This window comes from Pseudoalteromonas sp. 20-MNA-CIBAN-0454, from assembly GCF_040308685.1.
Taxonomy (GTDB): Bacteria; Pseudomonadota; Gammaproteobacteria; order Enterobacterales; family Alteromonadaceae; genus Pseudoalteromonas; species Pseudoalteromonas nigrifaciens.
Map to the genome: position 1 here is coordinate 77,615 of NZ_JBEOOB010000006.1, position 18,102 is coordinate 95,716.

At 39.9% G+C, this 18,102-nt stretch carries 13 protein-coding genes; 2 read left to right on the forward strand and 11 right to left on the reverse strand.

Annotation, left to right across the window (positions count from 1 at the left end; translation table 11 throughout):
* Positions 1–73: 73 nt before the first annotated feature.
* The 10 genes from purF to fabB form a co-directional block, all read right to left on the reverse strand.
* Positions 74–1,591 (reverse strand): amidophosphoribosyltransferase, encoded by a 1,518-nt coding sequence (purF, locus tag AAEZ22_RS04540; protein WP_192532709.1) that lies wholly within the window; start codon positions 1,589–1,591, stop codon positions 74–76.
* An 18-nt stretch (positions 1,592–1,609) separates the two neighbouring features.
* A complete protein-coding gene (locus AAEZ22_RS04545) occupies positions 1,610–2,104 on the reverse strand; it encodes a CvpA family protein (protein WP_041454502.1) in 495 nt (164 codons plus the stop codon).
* A 195-nt stretch (positions 2,105–2,299) separates the two neighbouring features.
* Positions 2,300–2,929: an SPOR domain-containing protein gene (locus AAEZ22_RS04550; RefSeq protein ID WP_352296291.1), complete on the reverse strand. Its 630-nt coding sequence runs from the start codon at positions 2,927–2,929 to the stop codon at positions 2,300–2,302.
* A gap of 11 nt (positions 2,930–2,940) precedes the next feature.
* On the reverse strand, positions 2,941–4,206 hold the full coding sequence (folC, locus tag AAEZ22_RS04555) for a bifunctional tetrahydrofolate synthase/dihydrofolate synthase (protein WP_352296294.1): 1,266 nt from the start codon (positions 4,204–4,206) through the stop codon (positions 2,941–2,943).
* 25 nt (positions 4,207–4,231) lie between these two features.
* Complete coding sequence (gene accD / locus AAEZ22_RS04560) at positions 4,232–5,107, reverse strand: acetyl-CoA carboxylase, carboxyltransferase subunit beta (RefSeq protein ID WP_011328732.1); 876 nt, start codon at positions 5,105–5,107, stop codon at positions 4,232–4,234.
* A gap of 154 nt (positions 5,108–5,261) precedes the next feature.
* Complete coding sequence (gene truA / locus AAEZ22_RS04565) at positions 5,262–6,056, reverse strand: tRNA pseudouridine(38-40) synthase TruA (protein ID WP_086998470.1); 795 nt, start codon at positions 6,054–6,056, stop codon at positions 5,262–5,264.
* 149 nt (positions 6,057–6,205) lie between these two features.
* Positions 6,206–10,066, reverse strand: coding sequence for a FimV/HubP family polar landmark protein (locus AAEZ22_RS04570; protein ID WP_352296297.1), 3,861 nt, complete (start codon positions 10,064–10,066; stop codon positions 6,206–6,208).
* 349 nt (positions 10,067–10,415) lie between these two features.
* A complete protein-coding gene (locus AAEZ22_RS04575) occupies positions 10,416–11,432 on the reverse strand; it encodes an aspartate-semialdehyde dehydrogenase (RefSeq protein ID WP_011328736.1) in 1,017 nt (338 codons plus the stop codon).
* 45 nt (positions 11,433–11,477) lie between these two features.
* The gene (locus tag AAEZ22_RS04580) at positions 11,478–12,599 is read right to left on the reverse strand and encodes a 4-phosphoerythronate dehydrogenase (RefSeq protein WP_086998476.1); all 1,122 of its coding nucleotides are present in this window, start codon (positions 12,597–12,599) and stop codon (positions 11,478–11,480) included.
* 109 nt (positions 12,600–12,708) lie between these two features.
* The gene (gene fabB / locus AAEZ22_RS04585) at positions 12,709–13,920 is read right to left on the reverse strand and encodes a beta-ketoacyl-ACP synthase I (RefSeq protein WP_011328738.1); all 1,212 of its coding nucleotides are present in this window, start codon (positions 13,918–13,920) and stop codon (positions 12,709–12,711) included.
* A gap of 181 nt (positions 13,921–14,101) precedes the next feature.
* On the opposite strand from fabB, the gene mnmC reads away from it, so the two are divergent.
* Positions 14,102–16,111 (forward strand): bifunctional tRNA (5-methylaminomethyl-2-thiouridine)(34)-methyltransferase MnmC2/FAD-dependent 5-carboxymethylaminomethyl-2-thiouridine(34) oxidoreductase MnmC1, encoded by a 2,010-nt coding sequence (mnmC, locus tag AAEZ22_RS04590; RefSeq protein ID WP_352296300.1) that lies wholly within the window; start codon positions 14,102–14,104, stop codon positions 16,109–16,111.
* An 82-nt stretch (positions 16,112–16,193) separates the two neighbouring features.
* Positions 16,194–16,829, forward strand: a complete 636-nt coding sequence (locus AAEZ22_RS04595; RefSeq protein WP_011328740.1) for an SDR family oxidoreductase — start codon at positions 16,194–16,196, stop codon at positions 16,827–16,829.
* 5 nt (positions 16,830–16,834) lie between these two features.
* On the opposite strand, the gene AAEZ22_RS04600 is transcribed toward AAEZ22_RS04595, so the two are convergent.
* A complete protein-coding gene (locus tag AAEZ22_RS04600; RefSeq protein ID WP_086998482.1) occupies positions 16,835–17,593 on the reverse strand; it encodes a sulfite exporter TauE/SafE family protein in 759 nt (252 codons plus the stop codon).
* Positions 17,594–18,102 lie beyond the last annotated feature (509 nt).

Consider the following 18,102-nt stretch of genomic DNA (forward strand, 5'->3'; position numbering starts at 1 on the left):
TGTGCTTTTTTGCACAAAAAAAAGGAGCTAATTAGCTCCTTTTTTATTTAAATATTTTTAACGATTAGTCTGATTAGTTTTCATCTTGATTATGAATTTCTAACCCTGAAGACATCGCATTTTCGCGAGTACTTTTTGCAGAGTCATTACGCATTTTATCAATACGATTTAAGTAGTCTTGATCAATATCACCAGTTATATATTGGCCATCGAATACTGATGTTTCAAATTTAGTGATTTCAGGGTTTTCTTTGCCAACCGCTGCAATCAAATCTTTTAATGACTGAAAAATCAAACCGTCAGAACCAATACTTGCATTAATATCTTCCACTTCACGGCCATGAGCAATCAGCTCGGCTGCAGATGGCATATCAATACCGTACACATTAGGAAAACGTATTTCAGGAGCAGCTGATGCAAAATAAACATTTTTAGCACCCGACTCTCTAGCCATTTCAACGATTTGCGCTGAGGTAGTACCACGCACAATTGAGTCATCAACCAGTAATACGTTTTTACCTTTAAACTCACGATCTATGGCATTTAACTTTTGACGCACCGATTTTTTACGTAACTCTTGGCCTGGCATAATAAATGTGCGGCCAATGTAACGGTTTTTAACAAAACCTTGGCGGTAAGGTAAATCAAGAACACGGGCTATTTCGAGCGCAATATCACACGATGTTTCAGGAATAGGAATAACCACATCAATGTCTTTATCAGCCCACTCACGTGCTATTTTTTCACCCAATTTAGTTCCCATATTTACCCGTGCTGCATAAACAGACATACGGTCAATGGTTGAATCGGGGCGAGCAAAATAAACAAACTCAAAAATACATGGTGAATAAGATACTTTATCTGCACAGCTTAACGAGTGAAATTCACCGTTTTCGGTTACATAAATAGCTTCACCTGGTGCTACATCACGAATAAATTCAAAACCATCTTGTTTTAGTGCAACACTTTCTGAAGCAAACATGTATTCGGTGCCTTTTGCGCTTTCGCGTTTACCAAATACCAATGGACGAATACCATTAGGGTCACGAAACGCCACCACACCGTGGCCAATAATCATCGCGATAGCAGCATAGCCGCCATTCACTTTGTTATTTACTTCGGTAATAGCGGTAAAAATATCTTCTGCGCCAAGCTGTAGCTTGTTTGATTTACTTAACTCATGCGCAAGAATATTAAGCAATATTTCTGAGTCAGAGGTGGTGTTTACATGGCGTCGTGCTTCTGAAAACAATTGCTCTTTTAACTCTTCTGCATTCGTTAGGTTGCCATTATGTGCTAATGCAATACCAAAAGGAGAGTTTACATAAAATGGCTGCGCTTCTGATGAGCTTGACGAGCCTGCTGTTGGGTAACGAACATGGCCTATGCCAATTGTTCCCTGCAATCGTTTCATATGGCGAGTGTGAAATACATCTCTCACTAAACCATTTGCTTTGCGTAAGCTAAACGTATTGTTGTCAATGGTAATAATACCCGCGGCGTCTTGGCCGCGATGCTGCAAAACAGTTAAGCCATCATAAATCGCCTGATTAACTGGCGATGTTCCGACTATTCCAACGATACCACACATGTAATTTATCCTCGCCGATTAACGGTTTACTGAATTTAAAAAGCTTGAGTTGTTTTCAAGGTATGAAAAAAACCATTCAACAACAAAGCCAAATTCCGGAATCAAAATAGAGTTGCCCCACCAATGCGTATTAGGCGCACCTGTAAAAGCATCAAGAAAGAAGAGTAACGCGCTCACGACCAACACGCCTCGAAGAGCACCAAACACTATGCCAAAAACACGGTCGGTGCCTGATAAACCAGTACGCTGTACTAATTCACCTAAAATGTAGTTTAGTAAACCGCCCAACAATAGCGTCACAAAGAATAATATGGCTATGGCCGCTGCATTTCTTAAAAGGGGTTCAGAAATGGTAGTTAGGAAGGAAGCTAAATATTGATAGAACAAGCTAGAGATGATAAAAGCGCCAGCCCATACAGCTAATGACATAGCTTCTTTAACAAAGCCGCGTATTAAACCGATGACGGTAGATAGTGCAATAATGCCAAGAATGGCGTAATCAACCCAGATCATAAGAACCAATTAGTCGCTAATTTGGGGCGCATTCTATACCTAAACATCGTTAATATGCAAGTTTAAGCGGGAGATAACTGGTTGCCCAAAACAGTAAATTTTAACCTTAATTAAAATAGTTTTGACCAACATATGAGAAGTGTAATACGACTAATAAAAACACCTAACCTTGCACACAAGGCTAGGTGCAATACGTTACTTGGTTACTTCAAATTGCGTTATTTTACCATTGAGCTTAGTTAGCTCTTTAAGTGCTGGTAATTGCTTTTGTAACTCATTTTTATTAAGCGATGGGCCAACAAATACTTTAGTTAATGTACCGTTTGGCGTTTTTACTGGCTTAGTAAAGGTTTTGAACCCTTTAGCTTGCAGCTTTGCTTGCAGCGCTTTTACGTTTGCGGCATGAGAAAAACTACCTAATTGAATGACATAAGCCATGCTGGTTAGGTTCTCATTGTTTTGGCGTGGCTTGATTGATTGTACCGGCGCAGCTGCTTGTGGTTGAGCTTTAGGTGCTATTACCGCCTCTACCACTTTAGCTTCTGATGTATTGTCACTTTGAGCAATGTTAGCTTGTTGTTCAAAAGCGATATCATCTGCTTGAATGTCTTCTATCTCATCTTGTTGCAACGAGTCTGCCCCGGCTACGTTTTCATCAATTTCTTGCTGCAGATCGATTGTTTTGAACTCAGAGCGTTCTGGAATCGCTTTAAAGCCTTCTTTATAGTGCACTTTTTCACCATCAAGTATGTTAGGTATAAACACAATTGCTGCTATTACCACGATACTTGTTCCGACTAAGCGATTTATAAAACTTGAGTTCACCGATATTCTCTCTATTTTTTAAAGTAATCAATAGCGCCAGCAACGGTAAAAAATGAACCAAAAACAATCAAAACTGTGTCGTTTTGTTGTGTTGGCAAAATTACATCGAGTGCTGCTGCTACGCTATTATAACTATGCTTAATATCATTATGCGGTATGCTTTGTAGCGCATTTTGTAAGTTGCTAGCGCTATCACCACGAGGGCCATTTAAACTCGCTAACGACCATTGTTCAACTAAATGGCTTACTTCTTTAAGCACACCTGCTTTATCTTTATCGGCAAGCATAGCGACTAATGCATGAATTTTAAAGCCTTTATCTTTGTAGCTTAGTAATTTACTTGCTAAATATCGAGCCGATTCAGGATTATGCGCTACATCGGTATATACCAAGGGTTGGTCGCTTAACTGCTCAAAACGCCCTTCCACAACCAGGTTTGCTAAACAGGCTTTGATCACCGACTCACTCGGGAGTAAATTTAACACACTTAGCGTGGTTAACGCTGTTGCTGCATTTTGACTAGGAATTGCTGGTTTAGCTAATTCAAGGTTGTACTGTTGATATTGCCAGCTAAAGGTATCTGCGTGTTCTTTAAATATAAAATCACTCCCTGATAAAACCATCTTGGCATTTATTTCATCGCCATAATCAGTCATGGTATGGGGAATATTTAAATCGCCAATAATAGCCGGCGTATTTTCACGAAAAATACCCGCTTTGTCATAAGCAACGAGTTCGCGCGTATCACCTAAGTATTCTTTGTGATCTAAATCGATAGTGGTAATAACACTCGCAAAAGGCGTAACAATATTAGTGGCGTCATAACGCCCGCCTAAACCTACCTCTAAGAGTACGTAGTCAACCTCACAGCGCTTAAAAATTGCCAGCGCAGCCAAGGTGCCATATTCAAAATAAGTGAGTGCGGTATCTTTGCGCCCTTGTTCTAGTAAATGAAAGGCATCAACATGATACTGGTCGCTAAGCTCTTGCCCATTTACCCGTACACGTTCGTTATAGTGCGTTAAATGTGGTGAAGCATACGTACCTACGCTCAGGCCTTGCGCTAAAAGTAACGACTCTAGGCAGCGTGCTGTGGTGCCTTTACCATTGGTACCGGCAATCAAAATAATTTTACTTGAGGTGTTTAATAGCCCAATGTTATTAGCAACACTGGCAACGCGTTCTAGCCCCATTGCAATATTTGCAGGGTGAACACTTTCTAAATAAAAAAGCCAATCATCAAGGCTTGATGATTGGCTAGGAATTGTTTTTGTCATAGCGTTAGATCAATAAAGCTTAAATTTACGCTACTCTATGCTCTTGCTCAGTAGAAGGCAAGTTCATAAACTTAGCCAAAATGCGTGCCAATGTATCGCGCATTTCACGACGGTCAATAATCATGTCTATTGCACCGTGTTCAAGCAAGAATTCACTGCGCTGAAAACCTTCAGGGAGTGTTTCACGCACTGTCTGCTCAATAACACGCGGCCCTGCAAAACCAATTAATGCTTTTGGCTCGCCTACGTTAATGTCGCCCAACATAGCAAGCGATGCAGAAACACCGCCCATTGTTGGATCAGTCATAACTGAAATAAATGGTAAGCCTTTTTCTGTCATTTTAGCAAGCGCGGCACTGGTTTTAGCCATTTGCATTAATGAAATAAGTGCTTCTTGCATACGTGCGCCGCCAGAAGCCGAAAAACAAATAAGTGGCATATTATGCTCTAAGCATTGATCAACAGCGTCAACAAAACGAGCACCTACTACCGATGCCATTGAACCGCCCATAAATGAGAATTCAAATGCTACAGCAGCCACAGGAATACCTTTTAAATGTCCCTTCATTGCCACAAGCGCGTCTTTTTCACCACTTGATTTTTGCGCCGCTGTAATACGGTCAGAGTATTTTTTTGAGTCTCTAAATTTAAGCACATCTTTAGGTTCGTGCTGTGTACCAAGTTCTACACGGTCACCTTCATCTAAAAAATACTCAAGGCGCTTACGCCCACTAATACGCATATGATGATCGCACTTAGGACATACATTCAATGCTTTTTCTAATTCGGCTTTATACAAAATAGAATCACACGATGTACACTTAGCCCAAACACCTTCTGGAATTTCTTTACGACCTGATGCTTTTGTCGTTTTAGGTAAGATTTTTTCTAGCCAACTCATTTGCAACTCTCTTAATGCTGTTCTGTGTCGCGAGCTTGCATGCTTATCATGCAAACAAATTTTCTCAATTAAAACATGAATTACACTAACACGGTATCAAAAACTGGTCTTAGTAGTTGCCAGCGCTTAGATTAAACAGTTAAAAACCACCTAATTAAATACTAATATCTGGTAAAAACAAAGGTCCTAATGGCGTTTTAGGTATGTTAAATTGTTCAGGATAATCAACATCTACCAGGTATAAACCGGCAGCTTTAGCGGTTGCACTTGCCTTTGCTCGCTCTTTTAAATCTAGCAATTCTTTTAGCCAAACAGGTTGTTGTTTATGTAAGCCTATATCCATTAAACAACCCGTTATATTACGTACCATATGATGTAAAAAAGCATTGGCTTTAATATCTATAATAACGTAAGTGCCTTGGCGCTGTACCGATAAATGCTGAATTGTTCTAATAGCAGTATTTGCTTGGCAGTGAATAGCGCGGAACGACGTAAAGTCGTATTTACCTATTAAATACTGACACGCTTCTTGCATTTTAGTTTCATCAAGCGTGTGATGAAAGTGCGTAACACCTTCGTTTAATACCGCACCACGAAGTGGGTTATTATAAATAACATAACGATAACGGCGTGCTGTAGCACTAAAACGAGCATGAAAATCATCAGCCACTGGCTGAGCAAAACGAATAGCAATATCTTTTGGCAACAATGTATTCATGCCTAAAGTAAATGCCACCATATCGCGTGGTGCATCTGTATCAAAGTGCACAACTTGCCCAGTACCATGCACACCGGCATCGGTACGCCCTGCGCATACAATTGCAACCGGATGATTACAAATACGCGATAACGCTGTTTCTACTTCTTGTTGTACGCTGTTTACGTGTGATTGTCGTTGCCAACCACTATAGCGTGCGCCGTTGTATTCAACTCCAAGTGCTACTCGCATAATTACTGCTTTACCTACTGTGCTAATGAACGGGGCATTTTATGCTATCTAGCGATGCAATAAAAGCAGCTGCGCTATAATCAAACCTATCCCGATTAAAAAAGCCCGTAATTAGTAAAATTACGGGCTTTAAATTTATGCTCTTTATTTTATTTAAGTTTAGCTTTTAAGCTAAGCGCTTCTTGTTGAACTTCTTCAGGGCCTTTATTAATAACGTCTTCGATAACCTTAAGCGCTGAGTCAAAATCATCTATTTCAATATAAGCGCGGGCTAAGTCTAATTTAGCAGAATAACCGCCACTTTCAGCATCAACATCTGTTGGGTTATCGCCGGCCAGTAATGAGTCAAAATCACCTAGCCCTACGTCCATATTCACATCATCGTAAGGTTCGTGCTCTGTATCTGCGTCGTCACTTTGCTCTAATAACGCATCAATATCTACAAACTCATCTTTGCTAGTTTGCTCAATAGTATTGCTGTTAACAGTTGGCTGTGGCACTAAAGCTGATTCATCAGTATCTATTTCATCACTGAGTAAGTTATTAAAATCAACGTCAAACTCACTACTGTCTGCAATATCCAGCTCATCGGCATCGGCTAATTCATTTAGTAATGCATCAAAGTCGGTCTGAGTTAAATCGGCCATAAACTCGTCATCAAGCTCATCATCCGATGCAACTTCACCGTTATGCGGTAACTCTGTTGGCATTAATGCCGCTTCACGGTCTACATTTGTTTGCTCATCAATTAACTTCTCATCTAACTCTTCATTTAATTGCTCAATTTGAATATCGTCTACTTCGTTAAGCAAATCATCACTAACGTCATCATTTAATTGCTGCTCAGACGAATTACTTGTATCAACCTCTGGTGGTGAGGTTATTGCTAATAATTCATCTTCATTTTGTTGTTCACTATCGAGCTCTGTAAAATCATTTTCAATTAATAGTTCATCGTCAAAGTCATCATTTAAACTATCTAAATTACCACCGGCTAGTAGCGAGTTTGCAAGATCTTGTTCAGCTTGACTCGAGGCCATACCTTTAGCATCACCATCTAGGTTATCGCCTTGCAGCTCTTGCGGAGTAAACGCTTGCTGTTCATCTGCTGTTAGTATTGCATCGTCATTCAGATCTAGCTCAGGGTATTCGTCTACATCAAGCTCTTCGCTTGGCGCTGCTACATCAGGCACTGACTCATCTGCTAATAATTCAGATTCATCATTTTCAATACCTAGAGGGTCGTCACCTAATTCGGCTTCTGTTACATCATTAAAATCATCAACCGACCACTGAGGGGGTTCTACATACTCTTCATCATCGGATGCTTGTTGTAGCTCATTTAAAAGCTCATCAACACTTTTTAAATTATCGTCATTATATTCTTCAAGCGCATCTTCAGGATCGAGTAACGTCTGCGATGTATCTGAGTAATCCTCTATAATTGAGTCGCCAAAATCGTCTTGCTCTTCTACTGCAAGCTCTGGTTCTGACTCAAGTGCTGACTCTGTATTTTCACTTAATGAAGAGTCAACAGATTCAGCGTCGTCACTATTTAACTCTTGCTGCGCTTTTTCTAAATCCTCTACTGATTCAGCAAGGGCTGTATCTATTTGTGCATCATGTTCATCAAGATCGTCGTCTAAGTTATCGATTAAGCTGTCGATATCGTCAATTTCATCTAAGTCAAAGTCGTCGGTTTCTTCTACTAACTCAGCTGTATTATTTTGCTCTTCAAGCGCTGCTTCAGGCTGCTCTTCCTCGCTTTGTTCACTAACTTCGTCGATTAAGCTGTCGATGTCGTCAATATCATCTAAGTCAAAGTCGTCGGTTTCTTCTACTAACTCAGCTGTATTATTTTGCTCCTCAAGCGCTATTTCTGGCTGTTTTTCATCGCCCTGCTCACTTTGTTCACTAACTTCATCGATTAAGCTGTCGATATCGTCAATATCATCTAAGTCGAAGTCATCGGCTTCTTCTACTAACTCAGCTGTATTATTTTGCTCTTCAAGCGGTGTTTCAGGCTGCTCTTCCTCGCCTTGTTCACTAACCTCGTCGATTAAGCTATCGATGTCATCTAAATCAAAGTCGTCATTCTCTTCTACGAGCTCTGTAGCGCTGCTTTGCTCTTCCAGCAGATCATCGCCCTGAACGTTTGCTTCATCGATTAAGCTATCGATATCATCTAAATCAAAGTCGTCGTTTTCTTCACCTAGCTCTGTAGCGCTGCTTTGTTCTTCAAGCAGATCATCGCCCTGAACGTTTGCTTCGTCAATTAAGCTGTCGATATCATCTAAATCAAAGTCGTCGTTTTCTTCAACTAGCTCTGTAGCGCTGTTTTGCTCTTCAAGCAGATCATCGCCCTGTTCGCTTGCTTCATCGATTAAGCTGTCGATATCATCTAAATCAAAGTCGTCGTTTTCTTCAACTAGCTCTGTAGCGCTGCTTTGCTTTTCAGGCAGATCATCGTCCTGCTCACTTACTTCATCGATTAAGCTGTCGATATCATCTAAGTCAAAGTCGTCGTTTTCCTCTACCAACTCTTCTGTATTGCTTGGTATTGATGATTGCTCTGATTCTAATAAATCATCAATATCAAAATCGTCATCTTCACTTGCTAACTCTTCACTAAAGGCAGATATTTCATCGTGAGAATCCCCACTCTCTGGTGCTACTTTGTCGCTATCACTCGATTCAATTTCTGGTAAGCTATCGTCTTCATCAAATAAGCTATCTAAATCATCAGCACTTAAAATATCATCACTGTTTTGTGATGTGTTTAAGTCTAAATCAATAGTGTCCTCTAAGCTGTCATCTACAGGCTCATCAAAGCCTTGCTGCATAAAAATATCGAGCTCATCATCGTCTTGGCCGTCTTCATCATCAAAAATGATGTCATCGCTCAGTAAGCTTTCTAACTCATCTTGATCTAATAAATTGCTATCGTCTAATGAGTCGTCAAACGCTACATCGTCATCTAACAGCGCGTCATCCGAAATACCGTCATCTAATTGAACACTTAAATCATCCAACGGATCAGGAATAATAGGATCGTCGTGGCTAGCTGCACTTACAACATCATCGCTGTCATCACTGCTATAAACGGGAGTTTGCGGTAAAAACTCTTCATCTTCTTGGTTATTTTGTTCTGTGTTATTTGCGCGTTTACGTAACAACATTACAACGGCAAAAATAATTAATAATGCAGGTATAGTCATTAACAAAATTAAAACCAGCGGATTAGATAGCAAGGCTCCTAAGTCAAATTCGGCATCTTGTTTGGCGTCTTTGATTTTTTGTTGCGCTATTATTTCATTTTGTTTAACTATTAATTCTTTAAGTTGCAGCTGTATTTCGCTGTCTTGCCCTAGTTGCTCGCGTAAGTTTTTTAGCTCTTGTGAAATACCTGTGAGTTGTTTTTTAAGCTTGTTATTCTCTACTAATATTTCTTCAACATTGTTTACCGAACTTTTAAATTGCTGTTGCAGCTCAACTAATCTATTACTTTGATCCGTTTTTATGTCATTTAATTCTTTTTGTAATTCTTTTTTAGCTTCGTCTACGTCAACTTTACGCGCTTGCGTTACTTTGGTTTGAGCTGTATTAATTTCGCTTTGCGTTAGCGTGCCGTTTTTCTTTTTTTCCCATAACTTGTCGTCTTGTTCAGAGCGCTGTCTTGCTAGCTCAGAGCTAACACTTTTAATTTCAGCTAAGGTGGGTATGTTTAAATAGGCACCACTTTGCATGTGGTTAAGGTTTTGTTCTAAAAATGAATTTGGATTTTTGTTATACAAGGCCTGCATAACTTGATAAATGCTTACAGAGTTATCAGGACGAACTTTAACAGCAATACGCCAGAGTGTATCGGTCGGTTTTATTGGCCCTATTGCTCGTCCTTGCACACCATAGTCAACGCCTTTAGGCCCCTTTAGTTGGGTACTGTCTTGAGAGTAAACAGAAGTGACTATCAATGCAGACGCCAATATAATAAGTGAAGCTAAACCGCGCATGCTGATCCTTTAATGTTTAAATGTTAACGTAGCGCCACAAAGTGGGCGCATAAACATTGATTATTCTTGCCGTTATCAACCAAATGGCTGACTCACATTTTTTATTACAATCTATTTTTATTGCAAGCTCTATTCCAGTTACAAACTATAAACCAGTTAGCCACTAATATCCATCGCAACACTTTGAAAATAAATACCTTAAATTTATAATTAAAAGTATTTAAATCTGTTACATCAACATCTTTATACGCTTTTAAATTATATGCGGCAATTAATTGACAGCCATATAAACAAAAAGCGGCAAACAAATAATGTTTACCGCTTTTTTTTGCTTTAAAGCTATAAGTAATTACATGTAGTTAGCAATAAGCTCTTCTGCAATTTGTATGCTATTTGTTGCTGCACCTTTGCGGGTATTATCGCTTACAACCCACATATTTAAACCATGTGGATGTGAAATATCGGCGCGTAAACGACCAATATAAACTGTGTCATTACCGCTGGCATCAGATACCGCTGTTGGGTAATCGCCCGCATCATCAATAAGCTCAACACCTGGCGCGTCGTTTAATAACTGTTTTACGTGTTCAAGGTCATATGGCATACGTGTTTCTATATTGATTGACTCTGAATGACCAAAAAACACCGGTACTCTTACACACGTTGGGTTTACTGCAATGGTAGTATCGCCTAATATTTTATGCGTTTCGTTAACCATTTTCATTTCTTCACGGGTGTAGCCGTTATCTTCAAATGCATCTATTTGTGGGATCACGTTAAACGCAATTTGCTTAGGAAATATATCGCTGTCAACTGGGCGGGCATTCATTAAGTTAGCGGTTTGCTTTGCTAACTCATCAACCGCTTTTTTACCTGCGCCCGACACTGCTTGATATGTTGATACATTAATACGGTCAATTCCGTAAGCATCGTATATTGGTTTTAGTGCCAACATCATCTGAATAGTTGAACAGTTAGGGTTGGCAATTATGTTACGGTTTCTAAAATCGGCTAAGCTTGCTGCGTTAACTTCTGGTACGATTAGAGGGACTTCAAAATCATTTCTAAAAAATGATGTATTGTCGATTACTACACAACCAGCATCTGCAGCAATTGGCGCGTACTGCTCTGACACACTACCACCAGCAGAGAAGAAGCCTATGTGCGCTTGGCTAAAGTCAAAGCCTTCAACATCTAGTACTTCAATGGTCTCACCACAAAACTTAATGTCTTCGCCTGCGCTGCGGCTGCTAGCAAGTAAAAAAAGTTGATCCACTGGAAATTTACGATCTGCTAATGTTTCAATGATTTGACGACCAACTAAACCTGTAGCACCAAGTACCACAACGTTATATTTTTGCGACATATTTATTCCTCTTTAAGCGATATTAAAACAACATCGCTAGTTAAATTAGTTTGCAACAGTAAACCCAAGCTGGGCTAAAGCGGCTAGCTGCGAGCTATCACCTTGTATTGTTAAAGTGCTAAATTCTCGTCTTACAGGGTAGTTTTTACGTAAACTATCAAAACCGTTATTCGCTAAATCACGCAGTAAAATACCGTCATCACGGCGTACGTCGTAAATTAAATGCACCAAACGCGCAATATCAGCTTCATTAAAACTTTGTCCTAATGTAGCTTGCGTAATTGCAGGCACGGGTAAAAATTCGTCGAGCGACTTTGTTGCTTCTATCCCTTTTAGTTCACAAAACTTTTGATACAATATTTGTGTACCACGGGCTTTCCCTTCAAGGGTGTGCCCTGCAATGTGAACGCTTGCATAGCGCACATGCTCTAGTAGCTCAGTTAAAATAGTGGGTTCGTTTTCCCATACATCAAGCACTAAATCTAAATCGGCACCCGCTTGCATCACTTCTAATAATGCTTGATTGTCAATCACATCACCACGGCTTGCATTAATTAACGTAAGCCCGGGTTTGAGCGCTTTTAATCTGGCTTTATCCATCATATGCAGCGTTTTATGCTCGCCACTTTTTATAAGCGGAACATGAAAAGTTACAATATCTGACTGCGCAAGTAATTGATCAAGTGCTACGTGCTCGTTTAATAAGCCTTGCGCATGTTTTATTGGATCACATAAAAGTACAGTTAAATTCAGCGCTTGTAATTTTTGCGCCAAACAACTGCCAATACTGCCTACGCCAACTATACCTATTGTTTGATTATTAAGTGGGCGGGCGTTTTCTTGGCTTAATGCATATAAACTGCTTATTACATACTCGGCTACCGCAATTGCGTTGCAGCCTGGCGCGCTACTAAAGGCAATATTTTTATCATTTAATAATTGCGTATCAATATGATCAACACCAATTGTTGCGGTGCCAACAAAGCTTAGTTTGTTAGCGTGTGCTAAAAGCTCATTATTAACCTGAGTGACTGAGCGAGTAAGCAGCACATCTACGTCTATTAGTTGATCGGCTGTTAATTGTCGCCCATCAAAACGCTCAACTTCACCAATGTCTGCAAAGTACTGCTCAACTAAAGGCATATTCTGATCGGCAAGAATTTTCATACAGAGTCCGTTTGGCAATTAAGGGTCGCTATTGTAACGAACAACCTAGGCTTTGCACAAACTAAAAAGCCGAGCAATGCTCGGCTTTGGGTATTTAGTAAGAAACTAATTAACCTTTATATTTACTCATAACTAAAGTGGCATTTGTACCACCAAAGCCAAAGCTGTTCGACATTACAGTATTTAACTCAACATCACGACGTTCAGTAACAATATCAAGGCCTGCAGCTTGCTCGTCTAATTCATCAATATTAATTGATGGTGCAACAAAGCCATGCTCTAGCATTAATAAAGAGAAAATAGCCTCGTGAACACCCGCCGCACCTAGGGCATGGCCTGTCATTGCTTTAGTTGCGCTGATCATTGGTGAATTACCACCAAATACGTCTTGAATAGCGCCAAGCTCTTTAACATCGCCCACTGGAGTAGATGTGCCATGCGTATTTAAATAATCAATACTTTCTACGTCTTGCATAGCTTGGCGCATACAGCGTGCAGCACCTTCGCCTGAAGGAGCAACCATGTCGTAACCATCAGACGTTGCACCATAGCCAACAATTTCTGCGTAAATATGTGCGCCACGAGCAAGAGCATGTTCAAGCTCTTCAACCACAACAATACCGCCACCACCAGATATAACAAAACCATCGCGGTTTGCATCGTACGTACGCGATGCTTTTTCTGGTGTTTCGTTGTACTTAGTAGAAAGTGCGCCCATAGCGTCAAATTCCATTGCTAAAGTCCAGTGCAGCTCCTCACCACCACCAGCAAAAACAACATCTTGCTTGCCAAGTTGAATTTGTTCTACTGCATTACCAATACAGTGCGCTGATGTAGCACATGCAGAACTAATAGAGTAGTTAACACCTTTAATTTTAAACGGTGTTGCTAAACATGCAGACGTGGTGCTTGCCATAGTACGTGGCACCATATAAGGACCTACACGCTTTACGCCTTTTTCGCGTAAAATATCAGCCGCTTCTACTTGCCATTTAGATGAACCACCACCAGAACCAACTATAATACCCGTACGCTCGTTCGACACTTGCTCGTCAGATAAACCTGAGTCTGCAATCGCTTGCGTCATTGAAATATAAGAATAGGCAGCAGCATCACCCATAAAACGCATTGCTTTGCGGTCAACATGTTCTTTAACGTCAATATCAATTTTGCCCGACACGTTGCTACGTAGCTTGTAATCGGCAAATTCTTGGTTAAACGCAATGCCACTACGGCCTGTTTTTAACGATTCTAATACTTCTTCTTTGTTGTTACCAATACTTGATACAACACCGATACCTGTAATTACGGCTCTTCTCATGGGTAATTCCCTTAGCTTAATACTTAATTGCGTTCTATTTTACGCGAATTTAATCACCTAAGTGGTCAGCTTTCTAGCGTACACTTGTACTCTGAACTGCTAGCTTATAAATAACGCCAGACTATTTCAAAGAAAACACGTAAAATAATTAAAAAATTTCATCTCTAAAATTAAATGGGTCATGATAAAAAACGCCAACATTCACTTTAACTACCAAGGCACACCTGTTGCCAATGACTTCGATGATATTTATTATTCTGACGATAATGGCTTAGCTGAATCTTATTATGTGTTTTATCAGCAAAACAATATAGATACACGGTTACAAAGTCATGACCAAGCACATTTTGTTATAGCCGAAACCGGTTTTGGCACTGGCCTTAACTTTTTAAATACATGCCAGCACTTTACTGACCACCTTGCACGCCAACAAGTTCAAAAGCAACTAAACTATGGTGTAAAGCGACTACACTTTATTGCCTTTGAAAAACACCCATTAAGTGTAAGCGACTTAAGCAAAATATTAACAGCATGGCCTGAACTTAATTTATTAAGTGAGCAACTTATCAGCCAGTATCCCATTAATTTAGCAGGCTGCCATCGACTTGAATTTAATAATGGGACAATCGTGCTCGATTTATATTTTGGTGATGCACTGGAATCGATTAAAACAATGAGCTATCCGCGCTCAGGTATAGTAGATGCTTGGTTTTTAGATGGTTTTGCACCGAGTAAAAACCCTGACATGTGGCAGCAAAGCCTGTTTAATGCCATGGTTAACATTTCAAAAGTAGGAGCCACCCTTGCTACCTTTACCGCTGCCGGCTTTGTTCGTCGTGGGTTAAGTGATGCAGGCTTTACCATGCAAAAAGTTAAAGGATTTGCGCACAAACGTAGCATGCTAATTGGCACATTAAAACACACTAACGATACGCAATCGGCGCCAAGTTATTTTAATCACGATGTAAGCCCGCTTAGTAATGTGGCGGTAATTGGTGGTGGTATTGCCAGCAGCTGTATTTTATACAGCCTAGCTAAGCGAGGTATTAGCAGCCAATTATTTTGCCAAGATGCTGCACCCGCTATGGGGGCATCGCACAACGTGCAAGGGGCGGTATACCCTCATTTACAAGCAAAAAACTCCCCACACAGCGAGTTATTTGCGCATAGCTTTTTATATGCCAAACGGCTTTATAAACAGTTACTCAATGATGGCTTTAGTTTTGATCATAGCTGGTGCGGCGTATTGCAGCATGCAGTAAAACAGCCACTCGTTGATCGCCATGAAAATTTAGCCCAGCAGCAATTATGGCCACAAACATTAATGCGTAACGTAACCGCAGAGCAAGGAGATACTATAGCCGGAGTTACTACTGGTTATTCTGGCGTATATTTTGAACAAGGTGGCTGGGTAAACCCACCACAACTAGTTAATGCTATGTTGAGCGCCGCCCATTGTTTGGCGCCTTATAAAAGTACTTTTAACTGCCATATAGAACAGTTAAAAAAAACCAGCAACGGCTGGCTACTTTTTAGTAACGGCAAACAGTTTGGCCCCTTTAGCGATGTAATTATATGTGCAGGTGAGCACAGCGATGCATTTGCACAAACTAAAGCACTACCAATCGTTGGTGTACGCGGGCAAGTATCGCATGTGCAGGCAAGTGAGCAGTCAACTAAACTAAAAACAGTGCTGTGCCATAAAGGCTATTTTACACCCGCTTATTTAGATCATCATTGCATGGGGGCAACGTTTGAAAAAAACACCAAAAGCCGACAAGTAACTGAGCAAGACAACCTTAGTAATCGCGAGCAATTACTCAACTTTTACGGCCACTGTAATTTTGCAACTAGCTTAGGCAATATAACCGCAGCAAAAGCCGCAGTGCGTTGTAGTTTTATTGATCACTTACCTATGGCAGGAGAGTGGGTAGAGCAAAGCGATTACCTAACTGCCTTTGCTAATTTACGTTTAGGTAAACGCTATCAGTACCAAGCCCTAAGTAAAAAACAACAAGGGCTACATATTTTCACCGGCTTTGGTGCACGTGCTTTATGCAGTGCGCCACTTTGCAGTGAACACTTAATTAGCAGTTTAAACAACGAGCCGCGCCCGCTCAGCGAGCGCGTAAGCCAAGCTATTCACCCTGCTCGTTTTATAGTGCGTGATTTAATTCGTAATAAAATTTAATCAGTTAGCTATACTTGAAAGGTATACCAACGAGTCACGATCTACTGTAAGCTGAAATAGCAAACAAATTTAGGAGTTAATGATGAGTAAAACCTTAATTATTGGCGCAAGCGGGCAAATTGGTAAAATGACTACCGAGTTATTACTCCAGCATGAGCATAATGTAATCGCTTTAGTGCGCAATAAAAATAAACTAAGTGATTTAAATAGCGTACATTTAACTATTATCGAACAAGATTTAGAAAGCGATTTTAGTGACGTAGTAAAAGACTGTGAGCAAGTTATATTTGTTGCTGGCTCAGGCGGCGGTACAGGTGCTGATAAAACCTTATTAATTGATCTGTGGGCTGCTACTAAGGCAATTAACTTTTCAAAAGAGCACGGTGTTAAACACTTTATTATGGTGAGCTCGTTAGGTGCTGACGATCCTGATGCAATTCAAAGTGATCTAAAACCTTACCTAGTAGCTAAACACATGGCAGACAGATACCTAATAAATAGCGGCCTTAGTTATACCATTGTACGACCGGGTGCATTAACCAACGAAGCTGCATCAATGCTTATTAGCACAACACGACCAAGCGATCGTTCAAATGCAAAAATAAGCCGAGAAAACGTTGCTCATGTTTTATTTAACATTGCGCAAAACCAATGTAATAGCAGTTGTATTTTTGAGCTTTTTGATGGCGACAGCCCTATTAAAGCTGCGGTAAAATAATCTGCTTATAGCAATATTTCACTTATGCCTTGCCAAGCCAATTGGCAAGCCATAAGTGTTAATATAACCTTAAAAATAGCTTTAAAACGTGCTGTAGGCATACGTTTAAGTAAATAAATACCTAACCAGGTGCCTAGCGCACCACTGGCAATCATACCTATCACCAATGGCAACCATTGCCAAAAGTTAAACCCAATAACAGTATAAACAAACGCCTTTAACACATGCTGTAGGGTCATAATGCTAGAAAACGTTGCAGTGAACTTTAATTTGTCATAATTATTAATATGCAAATAACTCGCTACTAGCGGTCCACTTGCGCCAACAAACATAGAAATAAATGCCGTTATTAAACCCGCAACTAAACGCCCCAGCTTTGAGTCGTTTTTAAATTTAGGCGTTTTACCCCACAATAAATAAACCACAAATACCGCAACCGCCAACTTCATACCATCTAACTGAATATCATTAACTACAGTGCTAGAAATGCCAGCGCCAACCAACCCACCAAGCGTAAAGTAAATAAACATACTTTTATCTATATGTTTAATGCTCAACACTAGTCTATTTGCATTCGATCCTAATTGTACTAAGCCATGCACTGGCACCACGACCGTCATTGGCATAATTGATGCCATAACAACTAATAACATCAGCCCGCCACCGGCACCAAACGCGGCAGATACAAACGATGTAAAACCTGCAAGTACAATAAGTAACAGCGCTATACAAGGAGTAACAAACTCTGTAGCCAATAAATCCATATTTATGCTCTAGGGTGAATAACACCTTATATTGAGGCTTATTTTAGTGATTTTGTATAACCATTAGGTATAACACGCATAGTTTAAATTGCGCTCACAAAATATAAGCATTGTGTAAAGCCACAGCACATTAAAGCTCAGCATTAAGTTTAAAATATGCTTACAACAATTAATTATAGATTCAATTTTAAAGTTAATAACCCGCTATAAATTAGCCCAAACACGTAACGAATAAAAATGAACTGTCCCTTTATCTATTCAACTTTTAACAATTACACCCAACTTTGTTTGTTGTAAAAAAAATACAACCACATTAAAACTAATGAATAAGAATTACTTTATGGCTGTGTTTGCTGCAAAATAGTATACAAACTTAAAATATGCATCTTGATCGGTAACCGGTATATGCTAAGCTCCTGCCCTCAAAATTAAACTTTGCCTGTTTTTTATTAATGATTTGCTAAGTTGCAAGGCACTGCTTTTGCTTATGGCGCTCTAAAGTTTTGAAC

Excerpts from the sequence above, each read along its gene's own strand:
- AAEZ22_RS04595 (WP_011328740.1), top strand. The coding sequence starts at position 16,194 with ATGAGTAAAACCTTAATTATTGGCGCAAGCGGGCAAATTGGTAAAATG.
- accD (WP_011328732.1), bottom strand. The coding sequence starts at position 5,107 with ATGAGTTGGCTAGAAAAAATCTTACCTAAAACGACAAAAGCATCAGGT.
- purF (WP_192532709.1), bottom strand. The coding sequence starts at position 1,591 with ATGTGTGGTATCGTTGGAATAGTCGGAACATCGCCAGTTAATCAGGCG.
- truA (WP_086998470.1), bottom strand. The coding sequence starts at position 6,056 with ATGCGAGTAGCACTTGGAGTTGAATACAACGGCGCACGCTATAGTGGT.
- AAEZ22_RS04575 (WP_011328736.1), bottom strand. The coding sequence starts at position 11,432 with ATGTCGCAAAAATATAACGTTGTGGTACTTGGTGCTACAGGTTTAGTT.
- AAEZ22_RS04580 (WP_086998476.1), bottom strand. The coding sequence starts at position 12,599 with ATGAAAATTCTTGCCGATCAGAATATGCCTTTAGTTGAGCAGTACTTT.
- mnmC (WP_352296300.1), top strand. The coding sequence starts at position 14,102 with ATGATAAAAAACGCCAACATTCACTTTAACTACCAAGGCACACCTGTT.
- AAEZ22_RS04600 (WP_086998482.1), bottom strand. The coding sequence starts at position 17,593 with ATGGATTTATTGGCTACAGAGTTTGTTACTCCTTGTATAGCGCTGTTA.
- AAEZ22_RS04545 (WP_041454502.1), bottom strand. The coding sequence starts at position 2,104 with ATGATCTGGGTTGATTACGCCATTCTTGGCATTATTGCACTATCTACC.
- AAEZ22_RS04570 (WP_352296297.1), bottom strand. The coding sequence starts at position 10,066 with ATGCGCGGTTTAGCTTCACTTATTATATTGGCGTCTGCATTGATAGTC.
- folC (WP_352296294.1), bottom strand. The coding sequence starts at position 4,206 with ATGACAAAAACAATTCCTAGCCAATCATCAAGCCTTGATGATTGGCTT.
- fabB (WP_011328738.1), bottom strand. The coding sequence starts at position 13,920 with ATGAGAAGAGCCGTAATTACAGGTATCGGTGTTGTATCAAGTATTGGT.